At 73.0% G+C, this 17,349-nt stretch carries 17 protein-coding genes; 10 read left to right on the top strand and 7 right to left on the bottom strand.

Translation table 11 applies throughout. From position 1 onward, the window contains the following. Position 1 precedes the first annotated feature (1 nt). From KIK08_RS16825 to KIK08_RS16815, 3 genes are all read right to left on the bottom strand, one after another. A complete protein-coding gene (locus KIK08_RS16825) occupies positions 2 to 1,600 on the bottom strand; it encodes an SLC13 family permease (protein ID WP_214404104.1) in 1,599 nt (532 codons plus the stop codon). Between the two features lie 75 nt (positions 1,601 to 1,675). Then, entirely contained in the window at positions 1,676 to 2,263 is a 588-nt protein-coding gene (locus KIK08_RS16820) for a cob(I)yrinic acid a,c-diamide adenosyltransferase (RefSeq protein WP_214404103.1), read from the bottom strand. A gap of 115 nt (positions 2,264 to 2,378) precedes the next feature. Then, positions 2,379 to 3,119 carry an SDR family NAD(P)-dependent oxidoreductase gene (locus KIK08_RS16815; RefSeq protein WP_214404102.1) on the bottom strand — a complete coding sequence of 247 codons (741 nt, stop codon included), beginning with the start codon at positions 3,117 to 3,119 and terminating at the stop codon, positions 2,379 to 2,381. A 52-nt stretch (positions 3,120 to 3,171) separates the two neighbouring features. On the opposite strand from KIK08_RS16815, the gene KIK08_RS16810 reads away from it, so the two are divergent. The 4 genes from KIK08_RS16810 (at position 3,172) to KIK08_RS16795 (ending at position 7,419) form a co-directional block, all read left to right on the top strand. Then, entirely contained in the window at positions 3,172 to 3,786 is a 615-nt protein-coding gene (locus KIK08_RS16810) for a TetR/AcrR family transcriptional regulator (RefSeq protein WP_308257683.1), read from the top strand. 31 nt (positions 3,787 to 3,817) lie between these two features. Then, complete coding sequence (murA, locus tag KIK08_RS16805; RefSeq protein WP_214404101.1) at positions 3,818 to 5,086, top strand: UDP-N-acetylglucosamine 1-carboxyvinyltransferase; 1,269 nt, start codon at positions 3,818 to 3,820, stop codon at positions 5,084 to 5,086. A gap of 763 nt (positions 5,087 to 5,849) precedes the next feature. After that, positions 5,850 to 6,554 carry a DedA family protein gene (locus KIK08_RS16800; RefSeq protein ID WP_214404100.1) on the top strand — a complete coding sequence of 235 codons (705 nt, stop codon included), beginning with the start codon at positions 5,850 to 5,852 and terminating at the stop codon, positions 6,552 to 6,554. A 127-nt stretch (positions 6,555 to 6,681) separates the two neighbouring features. Beyond that, positions 6,682 to 7,419: a DUF1206 domain-containing protein gene (locus tag KIK08_RS16795; RefSeq protein WP_214404099.1), complete on the top strand. Its 738-nt coding sequence runs from the start codon at positions 6,682 to 6,684 to the stop codon at positions 7,417 to 7,419. 1 nt (position 7,420) lies between these two features. Here KIK08_RS16795 and KIK08_RS16790 read toward each other — a convergent pair whose 3' ends face one another. After that, positions 7,421 to 7,750, bottom strand: coding sequence for a hypothetical protein (locus KIK08_RS16790; protein ID WP_308257682.1), 330 nt, complete (start codon positions 7,748 to 7,750; stop codon positions 7,421 to 7,423). A 125-nt stretch (positions 7,751 to 7,875) separates the two neighbouring features. Here KIK08_RS16790 and KIK08_RS16785 point away from each other — a divergent pair, with 125 nt between their 5' ends. Next, positions 7,876 to 9,879: a protein meaA gene (locus tag KIK08_RS16785; RefSeq protein WP_214404098.1), complete on the top strand. Its 2,004-nt coding sequence runs from the start codon at positions 7,876 to 7,878 to the stop codon at positions 9,877 to 9,879. Here the strand turns inward: KIK08_RS16785 and KIK08_RS16780 are convergent. Continuing rightward, a complete protein-coding gene (locus KIK08_RS16780) occupies positions 9,876 to 10,919 on the bottom strand; it encodes a hypothetical protein (protein ID WP_214404097.1) in 1,044 nt (347 codons plus the stop codon). The genes KIK08_RS16785 and KIK08_RS16780 overlap by 4 nt on opposite strands. A gap of 47 nt (positions 10,920 to 10,966) precedes the next feature. Beyond that, a complete protein-coding gene (locus tag KIK08_RS16775) occupies positions 10,967 to 11,740 on the bottom strand; it encodes an enoyl-CoA hydratase-related protein (protein ID WP_214404096.1) in 774 nt (257 codons plus the stop codon). A 65-nt stretch (positions 11,741 to 11,805) separates the two neighbouring features. Between KIK08_RS16775 and KIK08_RS16770 the strand changes: the two genes are divergently transcribed. Continuing rightward, positions 11,806 to 12,519, top strand: coding sequence for a TetR/AcrR family transcriptional regulator (locus tag KIK08_RS16770; protein WP_214404095.1), 714 nt, complete (start codon positions 11,806 to 11,808; stop codon positions 12,517 to 12,519). 29 nt (positions 12,520 to 12,548) lie between these two features. Beyond that, positions 12,549 to 13,781 carry a cytochrome P450 family protein gene (locus tag KIK08_RS16765; RefSeq protein ID WP_250557168.1) on the top strand — a complete coding sequence of 411 codons (1,233 nt, stop codon included), beginning with the start codon at positions 12,549 to 12,551 and terminating at the stop codon, positions 13,779 to 13,781. Here the strand turns inward: KIK08_RS16765 and KIK08_RS16760 are convergent. Next, positions 13,770 to 14,306, bottom strand: a complete 537-nt coding sequence (locus tag KIK08_RS16760; RefSeq protein WP_434056938.1) for an NUDIX domain-containing protein — start codon at positions 14,304 to 14,306, stop codon at positions 13,770 to 13,772. The two genes, KIK08_RS16765 and KIK08_RS16760, sit on opposite strands and share 12 nt — an antisense overlap. Before the next feature lie 65 nt (positions 14,307 to 14,371). Here KIK08_RS16760 and nucS point away from each other — a divergent pair, with 65 nt between their 5' ends. The 3 genes from nucS (at position 14,372) to KIK08_RS39990 (ending at position 17,328) form a co-directional block, all read left to right on the top strand. Continuing rightward, positions 14,372 to 15,031: an endonuclease NucS gene (nucS, locus tag KIK08_RS16755; RefSeq protein WP_214404094.1), complete on the top strand. Its 660-nt coding sequence runs from the start codon at positions 14,372 to 14,374 to the stop codon at positions 15,029 to 15,031. 170 nt (positions 15,032 to 15,201) lie between these two features. Continuing rightward, positions 15,202 to 16,986, top strand: coding sequence for a 3-hydroxyacyl-CoA dehydrogenase family protein (locus KIK08_RS16750; RefSeq protein ID WP_214404093.1), 1,785 nt, complete (start codon positions 15,202 to 15,204; stop codon positions 16,984 to 16,986). 33 nt (positions 16,987 to 17,019) lie between these two features. Next, positions 17,020 to 17,328: an Rv1322 family protein gene (locus KIK08_RS39990; protein ID WP_214404092.1), complete on the top strand. Its 309-nt coding sequence runs from the start codon at positions 17,020 to 17,022 to the stop codon at positions 17,326 to 17,328. Positions 17,329 to 17,349: the final 21 nt, after the last annotated feature.

The following is a 17,349-nucleotide window of genomic DNA, read 5'->3' as shown; positions in this document are numbered from 1 at the left end:
CTCAGGCGCCCAGGCCGAGCAGGCCGACCATCAGCGGCAGGAAGACGACGATCAGGATCGCGCCGAGCACGTCGAAGCTCGCCCCGGACCGGATCATCGTGGTGATCGGGACCGCACCCGAGCCGTAGACCACGGCGTTCTGCGGCGTCGACACCGGCAGCATGAAGCCGAACGACGCGGCGAACGTGGCGGCCAGCGCCGGCACGAACGGGTTGACGCCGGCGGCCACGGCCACCGGGATGACGATCGGCACCACCACCGCGGCCGAGGCCGTGTTGCTCGTGGTCTCCGAGACGATGATCGCCAGCAGCACCGCGAAGATCGTGATGGCGAGCGTGCTGGTGAGCCCGAGGCCGTCGGAGACCGCGTTGCCCAGTCGCTCGGCCAGTCCGGTGGCCGCGAGCAGGCCGCCGAAGATGATCCCGGTGCCGAACAGCACGATCGTGCCCCAGTCGATCTCCGCGGCGTCGCGCCAGCGCAGCGTGAACTCCCGCGCCCGCCAGTCGATGGGCAGCAGGTAGAGCAGCGACGCGCCGAGCACCGCGACCATGCCCTCGTCGAGGCGGTCGCTGACCGCGGTGTACGCGTCGGACTCGTTGCCGGCGACGAGGGCGACGACGCCGGGCAGGATCCACAGGAACACCGTGATGCTGAACGCGACCAGGGTGTTCTTCTCGGCCCGCGACAGCGGCCCCATCTCCGCGCGCTGCTCGGCGACGTAGTCCTCGACGCCGTCGATGCGGCGCAGCTCGGGCTTGTTGAGCAGGAGCAGCACCACGGCCAGCGCCACGAACATCAGCAGGCAGATCGGCACGGCGACGGCCATCCACTGCGCGAACGTGATCGTCTCGCCGGTGGCCTCCTCGATCAGCCCGCGACCGATGAGGTTGGGCGGGCTGCCGACCGGGGTGAGCAGGCCGCCGACGCTGGCCCCGTAGGCCAGCATCAGCATGATCGCCGCACCCACCCGCAGCCGCAGGGGGTCGAAGTCGGCGGCGACCAACCCGCGCTCCTGCAGCAGCTTGGCGATCACCCCGAGGATGCCCAGCGCCGTGGGCAGCAGCATCGCCACGGTCGCGGTGTTGGACACGAACGCCGAGAGCAGGCAGGTGATCACGCCGAACGCGATGATCACCCCGGAGGTCGAGCGGCCCACCCGGGGCAGGGCCAGGATCCGGAACGCGAAGCGGCGGGCCAGCCCGTGCTTGAGCATGGCCTGGGCCAGGATGAACGCCCCGATGAAGGTGAAGATCGTCGACGAGCCGAACCGGGCCAGCACGTCGTCGGCCGGCTCGACCTGCAGGAAGACGATCACCGCGACGCCGATCAGCCCGCCGATCGGGATCGGCACCGCCTCGGTCACCCACAGCACGATGACCCCGAGCAGCACCCCGGCGAGGTTCTGCTGGGCGGGCTCCAGCCCCAGCGGCAGCAGCAGGAAGACGATCGTCACCAGCGGGGCCAGGAACAGCCCTACCGTGCGCCTGCCCCGTTCGAACCGCTCCTCGGCGGGTGAGAGCCGCTGCTCGCCGAGGCTGCGGTAGGTGGCGTGGCCCAGCAGGGCCTTGTCGACGTCGGTCCGCTCACTCTCGGTCGCCATGGATCAAGGGTGACACCGATCACACGACGCGGCATCCGGAGACTACCTTGTCCGGTTCGTCCGGTCGTCGTGCGGTCAGCGCCCGCGCCGGCCCGCCGGCCCGCCGGGCTGCCAGAGCACGTCGCCGTCCGGGTTGGCCGCCCGACCGAGGATGAACAGCAGGTCGGACAGGCGGTTGAGGTACTTCGCCGTCAGCGGGTTGGTGCGCTCCGCGTCGCGCTCCAGCAACGCCCACACCGACCGCTCCGCGCGCCGCACCACCGTCCGCGCCACGTGCAGGTACGCCGCGCCCGGCGTCCCGCCCGGCAGGATGAACGAGTCGAGCTTGGGCAGGCCCTCGTTGAACTGGTCGCACCAGCCCTCCAGGCGGGTCACGTAGTCCTCGGTGACGCGCAGCGGCGGATACTCCGGGTCGGGGACGATCGGGGCGCACAGGTCGGCGCCGACGTCGAACAGGTCGTTCTGCACCTGCCGCAGCGGCGCCAGCACCGCGTCGGCGAGCCCGCCCACCGTGACCGCCACCCCGATGGCCGCGTTGGCCTCGTCGGTGTCGGCGTAGGCCGCGAGCCGGACGTCGGTCTTCGGGACGCGGCTGAAGTCGCCGAGCGCGGTGGTCCCGTCGTCGCCGGTCTTGGTGTAGATCCTGGTCAGGTGCACGGCCATGCGACCAGCCTAGGTCGCCCCGCCCCGCGTTTCCGTCGAGAACGAACTTGTCGTGATCATCCAGCCCTGTTGATCACGACAAGTTCGTTCTCGACGGCACGGGCGCGGGCGGGTGTCAGGCGTTCGCGCCGGAGTCGACCAGCAGCGCGGCGCCGGTGATCGTCCGCGCGCCCGGTCCGGCCAGGTGCGCCACCGTCGCGGCGACGTCGTCGGCGGTCTGGAAGGCGCCCAGGGCCGTGCGGGCGCGCTGGGCGTCGGCGGCGGGACCGTCGGCGGGGTTCATGTCGGTGTCGGTCGACCCCGGGTGCACGACGTTCACCGTGATCCCGCGCGGCCCGAGGTCGTGGGCCAGGCCGCGGCTGAGCCCGCCGAGCGCGGCCTTGGACATCGCGTACAGCGCGATGCCGGGCTGGCCCGCGCGCTCGGCGAGGTTGCTGCCGATGGAGATGATCCGGCCACCGGGGCCCATGTGCCGGGAAGCGGCCTGGGCGGCGGTGAAGGCCGCGCCGACGTGGATGTCCAGCACGCGCCGCAACTCGTCCGCGTCGACGTCCTCGAACGGCCCGAACGGGAAGACCCCGGCGTTATTGACCAGCACGTCGAGCCGGCCGAAGCGGCCCGCGGCCTCGTCGACGGCGCGCGCGACGGCGGCGGGGTCGGCGCTGTCGGCGCGCAGCGCCAGCCCCCGCCGCCCGGTGCGTTCGATCGCCGCCACCACCGCGGCGGCCCGGTCGTCGGCGGTGAGGTAGGTGATGGCCACGTCGGCGCCGTCGGCGGCGAGCCGCAGCGCGATCGCGGCACCGATGCCGCGGCTGCCGCCGGTCACCAGGGCCACCTTGTCGGTCAGGTCGGGCATGGCCAGCCTTTCTGTAGGAGTCGATACAGAACATAGCCGCTATCCTTAGCGAGTGCTACAGAAAAGGGGGCGGCCGCGCGGCTTCGACCGCGACGCGGCGCTGCAGGCGGCCATGGAGGCCTTCTGGGAGCACGGCTACGAAGGCACCTCGATCGCCGACCTCACCGCGGCCATGGGCGTGCGCCCCCCGAGCCTCTACGCCGCCTTCGGCAGCAAGGAGGAGCTGTTCCGGGAGGCCGTGGCCCGCTACGAGGAGATCGAGGGCGGCCCGCCGCTGCGGGCCCTGCGCGAGGCGCCGACCGCGCTCGCCGGCATCGAGGCCATGCTGCGGGCCAACGTCGCCGACTACACCGACCCGGCCAAACCCAGCGGCTGCATGATCGTGCTGGCGGCCACCACCTACACCCCCTCGACCGAGGGCGTCCGCGACTTCCTGGCCGAGCAGCGCCGGGCCGCCACGGCCGCCGTCGAGGCGCGCCTGGTCGCCGGCCGGGCCGCCGGGGACGTGCCGCCCGGCGTCGATATCGGGGCGCTCGCCGCATACGTCAGCTCGGTGCAGTTCGGCATGTCGCTGCAGGCCCGCGACGGTGCGCGCGCCGAGGAGCTGTCCGCCGTGGTCGACCTGGCCGTCCTCGCCTGCGCGCAGCGGCTCCGGCCGATGCGGTGAGCACCGGGGCGGGGGGATAGCGTCGCCAGTCGTGGCACAGCATTTTGCGGTGGGCGGAGGCGCCCGCCTGGTCGGCTCGGTGGACGTGGTCGGGGCCAAGAACAGCGTCCTGAAGCTGATGGCCGCGGCGCTGCTCGCCGAGGGCACGACGACGCTCACCAACTGCCCGGAGATCCTGGACGTGCCGCTGATGGCCGACGTCCTGCGCAGCCTCGGCTGCACGGTCGAGGTCGACGGCGGCACCGTCACCATCGACGTGCCGGCCGAACCGGGTGCCCAGGCCGACTACAAGTCGGTGTCGAAGCTGCGCGCCTCGGTCTGCGTGCTCGGGCCGCTGGTGGCGCGCTGCCGGCGGGCGATCGTGCCGCTGCCGGGCGGCGACGCGATCGGCTCCCGCCCCCTGGACATGCACCAGGCCGGGCTGCGCAAGCTCGGCGCGACCACCGAGATCGAGCACGGCCGGGTCGTCGCCCACGCCGAGGAACTGCGCGGCGCGCAGATCTGGCTCGACTTCCCCAGCGTCGGCGCCACCGAGAACATCCTGATGGCCGCCGTCCTCGCGGAGGGCGCCACGGTCATCGACAACGCCGCCCGCGAACCGGAGATCGTCGACCTCTGCACGATGCTCCAGCAGATGGGCGCCAAAATCGACGGCGTCGGCTCGTCCACGCTGACCGTCAACGGCGTCGCCGACCTCCAACCCACCGAGCACCGCGTGATCGGCGACCGGATCGTCGGCGCCACCTGGGGATTCGCCGCCGCGATGACCCGCGGCCAGGTGACGGTGCGCGGCATCGACCCGCACCACATCGACCTCGTGCTCGACAAGCTGCGCAGCGCCGGCGCGCAGACCGACATCGGCACCGACGAGTTCACGGTGACGATGGACGGCCGCCCGCAGGCCGTCGACTTCGTCACGCTGCCCTACCCGGGCTTCGCCACCGACCTGCAGCCCATGGCGATTGCCCTCTCCGCGGTGGCCGATGGCACCTCGATGATCACCGAGAACGTGTTCGAGTCGCGCTTCCGGTTCGTCGACGAGATGGTCCGCCTCGGCGCCGACGCCCGCACCGACGGCCACCACGCCGTCATCCGCGGCGTCGAGCGCCTCTCCAGCGCCCCGGTGTGGGCGAGTGACATCCGCGCGGGCGCCGGGCTGGTGCTCGCCGCGCTCTGCGCCGACGGGACGACCGAGGTCTGGGACGTCGAGCACATCGACCGCGGCTACCCGCGGTTCGTGGAGAACCTGCGCGGCCTGGGCGCCGACATCTCCCGCGTGACGGCCGACCCCGACCGCTGACAGCCGCGCTAGCGCGGCCGCGCTCGGCAGCCGGGCTGGACGAGAGCCGCTCTCGTGCGGCCGAGTTGGACGAGAGCCGCTCTCGTGCGGCCGAGTTGGACGAGAGCCGCGCTCGTGCGGCCGAGTTGGACGAGAGCCGCGCTCGTGCGGCCGAGTTGGACGAGAGCCGCTCTCGTGCGGCGGGGTTGGACGAGAGCCGCGCTCGTGCGGCCCGAGGCAGGAAGAGCGTCCTCGCAGGGCTGGCGTGACCTCGCAGGGCTGGTGGGGTCGTCGCAGCGCGCCGGCGGGCTGCGAGCGCACGCCTGGTGCTGCGAGGGCGCTGGCTGGGTGGTTGCGCAGCGCTGGTGGGGGGAACGCAGTGCTGGCTGAGTCGTCGCAGGGCTGGTAGGAGGGGCATGCCAGCCGGAGGGCGCCCGCGCACGCCGGTCGGCCACTTCGCAGCGTCTCCATGGTCTTCGCAGGGGCCACGGCGCCTGCGAAGACCATGGAGACCCTGCGAGGACGCCCCCGACCGGGGTGCGAGCGTCCTCGCAGCAGGTGTGGGCGCGCTGCGCGCGCCGCACGAGAGTGGCTTTCGTCCAGCCTGGTCGTACGAGCGCGGCTTTCGTCCAACTTGGCGACGTCCCGGGGGAGCGCGGGCCGCGGTGCGAGCGCGGCTTTCGTCCAACCCAGCGGCGGTAGGGGATCTTTGGGGGAGAACCCCCGGCACGTTCAGTGGCTACCCGGATGGGTCCGCGTCCGCATCCCCGTGACGCTGATCTCCGTGGAGAACTGGGTGATGTCGCTGCTGGGGGCGTTGGACGCGATCCCGTTCTGGCAGCTGTGCCTGATCGTGGCCGTGATGCTCGTGCTGGAGACCACGGTCGCCATCGGGCTGGTCACGCCGGGGGAGGTGGTGCTGCTCGCGGCGGCGACGACCGTGGCGGGGCCCGGGGAGTACGCCGTGCTGGCGGGGGTGGCGGCGGTGGCCAGCCTCATCGGGCAGACCGGGGGCTACCTGATCGGGCGGCGGTTCGGCGGGCGGATCCGGGCGTCCTGGGCGGGTCGGAAGATCGGGGAGGAGCACTGGGTCCGGGCCGAGGGGGTGCTGCGGGGCGGGGCGGGGCGGGCGATCGTCGCGTCGCGGTTCCTGGCGGTGGCGCACTCGCTGGTGCCGGTGATCGCCGGGACGCTGCGGATGCCGCTGCGCCGCTTCGCGCCCTACACTGCGCTCGGCGCCGTGCTGTGGGGCCTGGTCTACGTCGGGCTGGGCAGTGCGGCGTCGACGGCGGTGCGGCACTCGGCCCACCTGATCGGGCCGGTGTTCACCGGTGCGCTGGTCGCCGCCGTGGTCGCGGCGCTGGTCGTGCGGGCCGTCCGCCGCCACCGCCGCGAGGCCCGGCAGCGGCTGGCCGAACGGGACGTGGAGCAGACGGTCGAACTGGCCGTGGCACCCGCCGCGCCGCCCCGGCGCGGGTCCTCGACCTGACCTTCGGTGAAGGCTGCATGAAATCACCCGGTGGTGGGAACTCAGCCCCGTGACCAGTGCAGCCAGTAGCGCCAACCAGTCGGCGCGTCAGGCGGCTAACAGCCGGCCTGTCAAGATCGGTGCCCGGGTGGGGATCGCCGCGTACGGCGTCACCCACGTGTTGATCGCATGGCTCGCCCTGCAGATCGCCTTCGGCCAGAACGAGCGAGCGGACCAGACCGGCGCGTTCCAGGCGATCGCCGAGGGGACCGGCGGGAAGATCCTGCTGTGGGTCCTCGTCGTCGGCTTCGTCGCCGCCTGCCTGTGGCGCCTGGAACAGGCCATCTGGGGCTACTCCTACGTCGACGACAAGAAGAAGCAGATCCGCGAGAAGGGGAGCAGCGCGGCCAAGGCCGTGCTGTTCGCGGTGCTGGCGTTCCTGGCCGGGCGCACCGCCTCCGGCGGCGGGAGCAGCGGCCAGCAGCAGCAGGCCACCGCGGGTGTGCTGGGCATGCCCGGCGGCACCTTCCTGGTCGGGCTGGTCGCCCTGATCATCGTCGGGCTCGGCGTCTACAAGATCGTCCGGGGCTGGAAGCGGAAGTTCACCGAGGACATGGACCTGCCGTCGGACCGGAAGGCCCGCCAGGCCGCGGTGCGCAGCGGCCAGGTCGGCTACATCGGCCGCGGCGTCGTCACCATCATCATCGGCGTGCTGGTCGGGTTGGCCGCGGTCAACCACGACCCGAACGAGGCCGGCGGCATCGACGCCGCCCTCAAGACCCTGGCCACTCAGCCGTTCGGGCCGTACCTGCTGATCCTGGTGGCGCTCGGCTTCCTGGCGTTCGGCGTGTTCTGCGCCTTCGACGCCCGCTACCACCGGGTCTGACCTACTCGATCGCGCCCCGACTGAGCACCACCCTGGCGTCCACCAGGTCGTCCCGGAAGACCAGCAGCCGGTAGCCGTTCTCGGTACGACCCACCGTGGCCCGTATCCCGGCCCCCAGGAGCCGGCCGCGCAGCACCCGCGCGGCCGGCTCCGTCGGTACCCGGGACACCTCCTCCAGCAGGCCGTCGCCGGTGGGGTCGTCGGGGTCGGGGATCCGCGGGCCGGGCTGGTTGCGACCGGTGCCGAACGTCCAGCGCAGGCCCAGGACGAGGCCGCCGAGCATCAAGAACCCGCCGAAGAGGACGAAGAACCGGGTCGCCTGGTCAGCCACGCACCCATTCTCCGCCTCCTCCCGCCGTCCCGCTCCGGTGTGACGACGGCACCATTCATGCCGGTCACCGGACTACGCGCCAGTAGCATGGTTTACCAAGCAGCCCCCGACGGCGGAGGTGTCCGGTGCCGTACCCGAGCGACCGCGAGCGAGACCGGCCCTGGGTCATCCGCACGTACGCGGGGCACTCCTCCGCGGAGAAGTCCAACGCGCTGTACCGGCGCAACCTGGCCAAGGGCCAGACGGGCCTGTCCGTGGCGTTCGACCTCCCCACCCAGACCGGCTACGACCCCGACGACGAGCTGGCCAAGGGCGAGGTCGGCAGGGTCGGGGTGCCGGTCAGCCACATCGGCGACATGCGCGCCCTGTTCGACGGCATCCCGATGGCCGAGGCCAACACCTCGATGACCATCAACGCGCCGGCCATGTGGCTGCTCGCGCTCTACGTCGCCGTCGCCGACGAGCACAGCGCCGACCGCACCCGGCTCGCCGGCACCACGCAGAACGACATCGTCAAGGAGTACCTCTCCCGCGGCACGTACGTCTTCCCGCCCGGCCCGAGCATGCGCCTGATCACCGACATGGTGGCCTGGTCGGTGACCGAGCTGCCGCGCTGGAACCCGATCAACATCTGCAGCTACCACCTGCAGGAGGCCGGTGCGACGCCCGAGCAGGAGCTGGCCTACGCGCTGTGCACCGCCATCGCCGTGCTGGACTCGGTGCGCGACTCCGGCCAGGTGCCGCCGGAGCGCTTCGGCGACGTCGTCGGGCGCATCTCCTTCTTCGTCAACGCCGGCCTGCGCTTCGTGGAGGAGATGTGCAAGATGCGGGCCTTCGCCCGGCTCTGGGACGACATCACCCGCGAGCGCTACGGCGTGCAGGACCCCAAGCAGCGCCGCATGCGCTACGGCGTGCAGGTCAACTCGCTCGGCCTGACCGAGGCCCAGCCGGAGAACAACGTCCAGCGGATCGTGCTGGAGATGCTTGCCGTCACGCTCTCCCGCGACGCCCGCGCCCGCGCCGTGCAGCTACCGGCCTGGAACGAGGCGCTGGGCCTGCCCCGGCCGTGGGACCAGCAGTGGGCGCTGCGGATGCAGCAGGTGCTGGCCTACGAGACCGACCTGCTGGAGTACGAGGACCTGTTCGCCGGCAGCCACGTCGTCGAGGCGAAGGTGGCCGAGCTCGTCGAGGGCGCCCGCGCCGAGATCGATCGCGTGCAGGAGATGGGCGGCGCGGTCGCCGCCGTCGAGTCCGGGTACATGAAGGGCCGGCTGGTCACCTCGCTGGCCGAGCGGCGCAGGCGCATGGAGTCGGGGGAGACGGTCGTCGTCGGGGTCAACCGCTTCGACTCCACCGAGCCCAGCCCGCTGCAGGCCGAAGGCGCGGCGGCGATCGAGACCGTCGACCCGGCCACCGAGGCCGCCGCGATCGAGGCCGTGCGGGCCTGGCGCGCCGGGCGCGACGCGGCCGCCGTGCAGGGCGCGCTGGACGCGCTGCGCGACGCCGCCAAGACCGACACCAACCTGATGGAGGCCTCGCTGGCCTGCGCCCGGGTCGGCGTCACGACCGGCGAGTGGTCGGGCGTGCTGCGCGAGGTCTTCGGCGAGTTCCGCGCCCCCACCGGGGTGGGCGCGGCCGTCGTCAGCGCCGACGAGGGGGCCGCCACCGAGATCGCCGCGGTGCGCGAGCGCGTCCGCGCCGCGGGCGAGGAGATCGGCTCCAAGCTGCGGATGCTGGTCGGCAAGCCCGGCCTCGACGGCCACTCCAACGGCGCCGAGCAGGTGGCCGTGCGGGCCCGCGACGTCGGGTTCGAGGTCGTCTACCAGGGCATCCGGCTCACCCCGTCGCAGATCGTGGCGGCCGCGGTGCAGGAGGGCGTGCACGTGGTGGGGCTGTCGGTGCTGTCCGGCTCGCACCTGGAGGTGGTGCCGGCGGTGGTCGACGGGCTGCGGGCGGCCGGGGCCGACGACGTGCCGGTGATCGTCGGGGGGATCATCCCGCCGGAGGACGCGGCGGTGCTGCGGGAGCGGGGGGTGGCGGCGGTCTTCACGCCGAAGGACTACCGGTTGACCGAGATGATGGGCGGGATCGTCGACCTGGTCCTCGCCGCCCACCGCGAGGGCCGCTAGCCCTCGCCGTTGCCGTTCTCCTCCTTGTCCTCGCCGCGCCGGCGCAGCATGCGGAAGCCGGGGATGCCCTGGATGGCCAGCCGGGTGTCCTTGAGGACGTCGAGCATGTCGTGCACGTCGGGTCCGACGCGGTCGAGGGTGGCCAGGATCGGCATGATGTCGGTCGTCATGTGCTCGGCCAGCTGGGGCAGGTGGTCGATGAGGCGGATCGCGGCGTCGAGCTCGGCCCGGGAGAACTCGTTCACGAACGCCGTGGCCAGCGGGGCGGCCTTGTCCGCGATCGGCTCGTAGACCGTCAACATGTCCGCGGCCTTGCCGGTGAGCTCGCCCGCGCGGCCGACCAGCACGCCGGCCTGACCGGCAACGCCGGAGGCGTTCTCGACGATCCCGGCGGCGTCGGTGGCGACGCCGTCGACGCGGGCGACGAGCCCTTCTGCGCTGCCGGCGACGCCGTCGACGCGGGCGACGAGCCCTTCTGCGCTGCCGGCGACGCCGTCGACGCGGGCGACGAGCCCTTCTGCGCTGCCGGCGACGCCGTCGACGCGGGCCACGAGCCCTTCTGCGCTGCCGGCCACGCCGTCCACCCGGGCCACGAGCTCGCCGGCGCTGCCAGCGACTCCGTCGACGCGGGCCACCAGTTCGCCGGCGCTGCCGGCGACCCCGTCGACCCGCTCGACCAGCCGGCCGGCGTCGGTGGCCACCGCGTCGACGCGCTCGACGAGCGTGGCCGCCGACCCGGCCACCACCTGGACCTGGTCGATCAGCGGGCGGACGCGGTCGACGGCGTCGCGCACCCCGCCCACCAGCTCGTCGACCGTGCCGACGAGCGAGTCGACGGTGTCGATGAGGGAGTCGACGGTGCCCAGCAGCGTCCGGATCCGGACGACGAGGGCGTCGGCGTCGTCGAGCAGGACGTTGACCCGCTTCGGCAGCCCGGTGACCACCCCGACCGCCTCGTCGGTCCAGCCCAGCACCGTGCGGGCGCCCTGGACGAGGTCGGACGGGCTGACCCACACGGGCAGCCCCGCGATGCGCACCATCCCCCCATCCTGGCCCGTGGCGATCGTCGGCGCCCGTCCGGTGCGCTCTAGTCCGGCCAGACCGGCTTGCGCTTCTCCAGGAAGCTGGCCATGCCCTCCTTCGCCCCCGGGCTCTGCGACAGCGACGCCATCACCTCGATCGCGATCGCGTAGGCGTCGGCCTCCGGGCGGTCGAGCTGGGCGTAGAGGGTCTGCTTGCCGACGCCCTTGCCGAAGCGGCTGCCCCGGGTGGCGCGGGCGAGCAGCTCGTCGGTGCGGGCGTCGAGCTCGTCGTCCGGCACCGCGTAGTTGATCAGGCCCCACTCGGCGGCGCTGGCCGCGTCGACGTTGTCGCCGGTCAGCGCCATCTCCATGAGCCGCTTGCGGCCGATGTTGCGCGCGACGGGCACGGCCGGCGTGTGGCAGAACCAGCCGCCCTTGCCGCCGGGCAGCGCGAACGCGGCCGACTCGGCGGCCACGGCGAGGTCGCAGGAGGCGACCAGCTGGCAGCCGGCCGCGGTGGCGACGGCCTGCACCTTGGCCACCACGACCTGCGGGACCTGCTCGATGGTCTGCATGACCTTCGTGCAGAGCCGCAGCAGGTCGCGCACGCCGGCGAGGTCGCGCGCGGCGACGTCGGCGAAGTCGTGGCCCGCGGAGAAAGCCTTGCCCTCCGCGCCCAGCACGATGCCGGTCGCGTTCGAGGCGCCCGCGGTCTCGAACGCGTGCAGCAGTTCGCGCAGGTGCGGCTCGGACAGCGCGTTGCGCCGCTCGGGGCGGTTCATGGTGATCCGCACGGTGTCGCCGTCCTGCTTGACCAGGAGGTAGTCGTAGTCGCCCACGCCCCGACGGTAGCCCGCGGCGAGCGGTCTTGTCCCCGCCCGTTCGACGGGCGTACCGTGACTGTGTGACCGAAAGCGCCGATCTGGTCAACAAGTCAGACGCCCGCATGGACCGCGTCCTCGACGCGGCCGGCGAGCTGCTGCTGCGCTGGGGCTACCAGCGCGTCACGATCGACGAGATCGCCCGCCACGCCGGCATCGGCAAGGGCACGGTCTACCTGCACTTCCCCAACAAGGAAGCGCTGTTCCTGACGCTGCTGCTGCGGGCGCAGCGGCGCAGCCTCACCGGGGTCCTCGACGCCGTCGCCGCCGATCCGCGCAACGTGCTGCCCTCGCGGGTCCTCCGCCACGTCTACCTGCACGTCGCCCAGGACCCGGTGCTGCGCGCGCTCTACCTGGGCGACGCGGAGGTGCTCGGGCGGCTCACGCACGAGGCCACCGAGACGCTCGGCGAGCTCTCCGCCGAACGAGCGCGCGGGGTGCGCGAGCACTTCGCGGCCCTACGTGAGGCGGGTGCCATGCGCACCGACCTCGACCTCGACGCGCAGGTGCACGTCATGCAGGCGGTCGCCACCGGCTTCTTCTTCGTCGACGCCCTGCCCGCCAGCCCGCTCGACACCCAGCAGCGGGCCGACCTGATCGCCCACACCATGGCCGGCGCCCTGGAGGTCGCCGACCCCCCGCGCGAAGCCCTCGCCGACGTCGTCGACCGGCTCGGCGCGCTCTACACGTCCATGATCGACAAGTTCGACGAGGAACTGCGCCGCCGCACCCGGTGATCCCGCCCGGCGGCCAGTGAGGAGCAGACATGACCACCACCACCGGCCCCAGCATGCTCGACCCGGCCCTCATCGCCGACCCGTACGGCGGCTACGGGGCCCTCCGCGAGGAGGCGCCCGTGCTGCGCGGCGTCGGCCCGGACGGCAGCACGCCGCTGTGGTTCGTCACCCGCCAGGACGAGGTGCGCGCCGTGCTCGGCGACCCGCGCTTCGTCAACGACCCGGCCTCGGTGCGCGAGGGCGTCCAGGTCGACGACGCGCGGCGCAAGCTGATGGCCCAGTTCGGGCTGGACGAGGAGCTGGCCGGCTACCTCACCGGCACCATCCTCGACGCCGACGGCGCCGACCACACCCGGCTGCGCAAGCTGGTGTCGCGGGCGTTCACGGTGCGGCGGGTGGGCGAGCTGCGCCCGCGGGTCGAGGCGATCGCCGCCGACCTGCTCGACCGGCTGCCCGAGCGGTTCGACCTGATGCCCGGCTACGCCTACCCGCTGCCGATCACGGTGATCTGCGACCTGGTCGGCGTGCCGGAGTCCGAGCGGGCGGACTGGCGGGAGTGGTCGCACGCGCTGTTCTCCATGCGCCGGGAGAACTTCCCGGGCGCGATCCGGTCGATGGCCGACAACGTCAAGGAGCTGATCGCGGCCCGCCGTCGCGAGCCGGCCGACGACCTCGTCACCGGCCTCGTCCAGGCCCAGGAGGCCGACGGCGACCGGCTCACCGACGCCGAGATGGTCACCATGGTGTTCGTGCTCGTGCTGGCCGGCCACGAGACCACCGCCAACCTGATCGGCAACGCCACCCGGGCCCTGCTCACCCACCCCGACCAGCTCCAGCTGCTGCGCGACGACCCCGCGCTGTGGCCGACCGCGGTGCACGAGCTGATGCGCTTCACCGGGCCCGTCCTGGGCACCCGGATCCGGTTCGCCAAGGAGGACGTCGAGCTCGGCGGGCAGCTCATCGCCGCCGGCCAGGCCGTCGAGGCCGTGATCGGTGCGGCCAACCGCGACCCGCGCGCCTACCCCGACCCCGACCGGCTCGACGTCACCCGCCGGCCCGTCGCCGGCCACGGGGAGGGCCACGTCGGGTTCGGGCACGGCGCGCACTACTGCCTGGGCGCGGCGCTGGCCCGCCAGGAGGGCGAGATCGCGCTGCGGGCGCTGTTCGACCGCTTCCCGGACCTGGCCCTCGACTCGGCCGAGCCGGAGTGGGAGCAGGTCCCGAACATGCGCAGGCTGGCGACGCTGCCGCTACGGCGCTGACCCGGGGCGAAGGCGGAGCAGGAGGTAGGCGGCGAGGGTCTGCGCGTCCACGATCGCCGAGCGGCGCACCATGTCCTCGAACTCGGCAACCGTGAACCACCCCGTGCGCATGTCCTGCTCCGTCGCCTCCCGCCGGTGCGGGCCGGCGGCCAGCGCCGTGGCCAGGAAGACGTGCGCGCGCTGGCTCGACATCCCGGGGGCCACGTCGACGTCGCCGAGCAGCTCCATCCGCCCGGCCACCAGACCGGTCTCCTCGGCCAGCTCGCGGGCGGCCAGCTCGGCCGGGTCCTGCTCGGCCCGGTCGGGCGCGGTGCCCATCGGGAACTCCCAGCGGCGCGCCCCGACCGGGTACCGGAACTGCTCGACCAGGTGCAGCCGGTCGCCGTCGAGCGGGATCACCACGGCCGCCGTCGGCTTGTCGATGACGCCGAAGATGCCTTCCGAGCCGTCCGCGCGCAGCACGCCGTCCTCCCGGACGGTCATCCAGGCGTTGGCGTAGACCTGCCGGCTGTGGAGCGTCTGCACGGCGTCCACGGTGCCCCCTCGCCCCGCGCGGGTGATCGTCGGGGGGCGGCTCTAGGGTCTGCCGGGTGCGTCTCGTCATCGCCCGGTGCCAGGTCGACTACGTGGGCCGGCTGACGGCCCACCTGCCGATGGCGCCGCGGTTGCTGCTGGTCAAGTCCGACGGGTCGGTCAGCGTGCACGCCGACGACCGTGCCTACAAGCCGCTGAACTGGATGAGCCCGCCCTGCTGGCTTGAGGAGCAGCCCGGCGTCTGGACCGTGCGCAACAAGGCCGACGAGTCGCTGGTCATCACGATCGACGAGGTCCTGCACGACACCAGCCACGAGCTCGGCGTCGACCCCGGCCTGGTCAAGGACGGCGTGGAGGCCCACCTGCAGGAACTCCTCGCCGCGCATCCGACGGCCCTCGGCGAGGGCTTCACGCTCGTCCGCCGCGAGTACATGACCGCGATCGGCCCGGTCGACCTGCTCTGCAGGGACGCCGCGGGGAAGAGCGTGGCGGTGGAGATCAAGCGACGGGGCGAGATCGACGGCGTCGAGCAGCTCACCCGCTACCTCGAACTCATGAACCGCGACCCGCTGCTGGCCCCGGTCGCCGGGGTGTTCGCCGCCCAGCAGATCAAGCCGCAGGCCCGCACGCTGGCCGAGGACCGCGGTATCCGGTGCGTCGTCGTCGACTACGACGCCCTGCGCGGCACGGAGTCCACGGACCTGCGCCTGTTCTGACCCGGGCCCCGTCGAGAACGAACTTGTCGTGATCATTCCGCCCTGTTGATCACGAGAAGTTCGGTATCGACGGGGCTCGGGGCGTGGTGGCGCGGTACCGGTCACAAGAGGGCCGGTCGGTGGGCCCGGGGATGGGAGGATGGCGCATCCCCAACGGCGGAGGTGGGCGCGTGGCACGCGAGTTCCGGACGGTCGGCGTGGTCGGCCTGGGCACCATGGGTGCGGGCATCGTCGAGGTGTTCGCCCGCAACGGGCTGCAGGTCATCGCGGCCGAGGTGGACAGCACGGCCGTCGAGCGCGGGCGCAGCCACCTGGAGACCTCGACTGCGCGCGCGGTCGAGCGCGGCAAGCTGACCGCCGAGGGCGCCGCCGAGCTGCTCGGTCGCATCACCACCACGACCTCGCTGCAGGACCTGGCCGACGCCGACCTGGTCATCGAGGCCGTGCCGGAGAGCCTCGACCTCAAGGCCGACGTGTTCGCCACCCTCGACAAGGTCTGTCGGCCCGAGGTGATCCTGGCGTCGAACACGTCCTCGCTGTCGGTCACCGAGCTGTCCGTGCGCACCGGGCGGCCCGGCCGCGTCGTCGGCATGCACTTCTTCAACCCGGCGCCGGTGCAGAAGCTCGTCGAGCTGGTCCGCACGGTCGTCACCGAGCAGGACGTCATCGACGACCTGAAGGCCTTCGCCGCCACCCTGGACAAGGTGCCGGTCGTCATCGGCGACCGTGCCGGCTTCATCGCCAACGCGCTGCTGTTCGGCTACCTCAACCACGCCGCCCGGATGTTCGAGTCGCGCTACGCCAGCCGCGAGGACCTCGACGCCGCGATGCGCTACGGCTGCGGCTACCCGATGGGCCCGCTGGCCCTGCTCGACCTGATCGGGCTGGACACCAGCTACGAGATCCTCGACACGATGTACAAGCAGTCGCGCAACCAGGCGCACGCCCCGGCCCCGGTGCTCAAGCAGATGATCACCGCGGGGCTGCTGGGCCGGAAGTCCGGGCGCGGCTTCTACACCTACACCGGCCCGCACAGCTCCAAGGTCGTGCCCGACGCCCTCACCCCGGGCGACGCCGTGCCCGAGGGCGTCGCGGTGCGCGACGTCGCGCAGGTCGGCGTGGTCGGCACCGGCACGATGGCGTCCGGGATCGTCGAGGTGCTGGCCAAGGCCGGGCTCGACGTCGTGTTCCGCGGGCGCAGCGCGTCCAAGGTGGACGCCACGCTGGCCGGGCTGCGCAAGTCGCTGGAGAAGTCGGTCGTGCGCGGGCGGCTCACCGAGCAGGAGCGCGACGCCGCGCTGGGGCGCATCCGCGGCACCACCAGCCTGGAGGACCTCGCCGACGCCGACCTGGTCGTCGAGGCCGTCGCCGAGGAGCTCGACGTCAAGCGGGCCGTCTTCGCCGCCCTCGACGAGGTGTGCAAGCCCGGGGCGATCCTGGCGACCACCACGTCCTCGCTGCCCGTCGTGGAGTGCGCGGTGGCGACGTCGCGCCCGCAGGACGTCCTCGGCCTGCACTTCTTCAACCCCGCCCCGGCCATGAAGCTGGTCGAGGTGGTCTCCACCATCACCACCGCGCCGGAGGTCACCGCCACCGGGATCGCGCTCAGCCGGCGGCTGGGCAAGGTGCCGGTGTCCTGCGGCGACCGCGCCGGCTTCATCGTCAACGCGCTGCTGTTCCCGTACCTGAACGACGCGGTGAAGATGCTGGAGGCGCACTACGCCACCGCCGACGACATCGACGCCGCGATGAAGACCGGCTGCGCCCTGCCGATGGGCCCGTTCGAGCTGCTCGACGTCGTCGGGCTGGACGTCTCGCTGGCCATCGAGCGCTCGCTGTACCTGGAGTTCCGCGAGGCCGGCCTGGCCCCGGCCCCGCTGCTGGAGCACCTGGTGACCGCCGGACGGCTCGGGCGCAAGACCGGCCACGGCTTCCGCGACTACGCCGCCCGCTGACCGATCCGGACCCGATCGCTACCGTTTCGGCCCGTGCCCCGCTCCAACCGGCCCCGTCGGGGCCGCGCCGGCCCGCGCGACCGCGACGCGCCCGACCGCCCGCTCGGCGGGATCGCGCCGACCAGGCGGGAGAGCGGCCCCGACGGCGAGTGGTTGGTCCGGCCGGTGCCCGGGTCGGGCGCGGTCAAGTCCTACCGGTGCCCCGGGTGCGACCAGACGATCCCGCCCGGGACGGCGCACGTCGTCAGCTGGCCGGACGACGGCCCGGTGACCGATCGCCGGCACTGGCACACGGCGTGCTGGGCGGCGCGGGGCCGCCGCCGCCCCGGCGGCCGGTGGTGAACCGGGCCGGTCAGCGGCGGG

The organism is Pseudonocardia lacus, from assembly GCF_018531445.1.
GTDB lineage: Bacteria > Actinomycetota > Actinomycetes > Mycobacteriales > Pseudonocardiaceae > Pseudonocardia > Pseudonocardia lacus.
The sequence above is the reverse complement of the archived record's forward strand: the minus strand, read 5'-3'. Positions and strand labels throughout refer to the sequence as shown.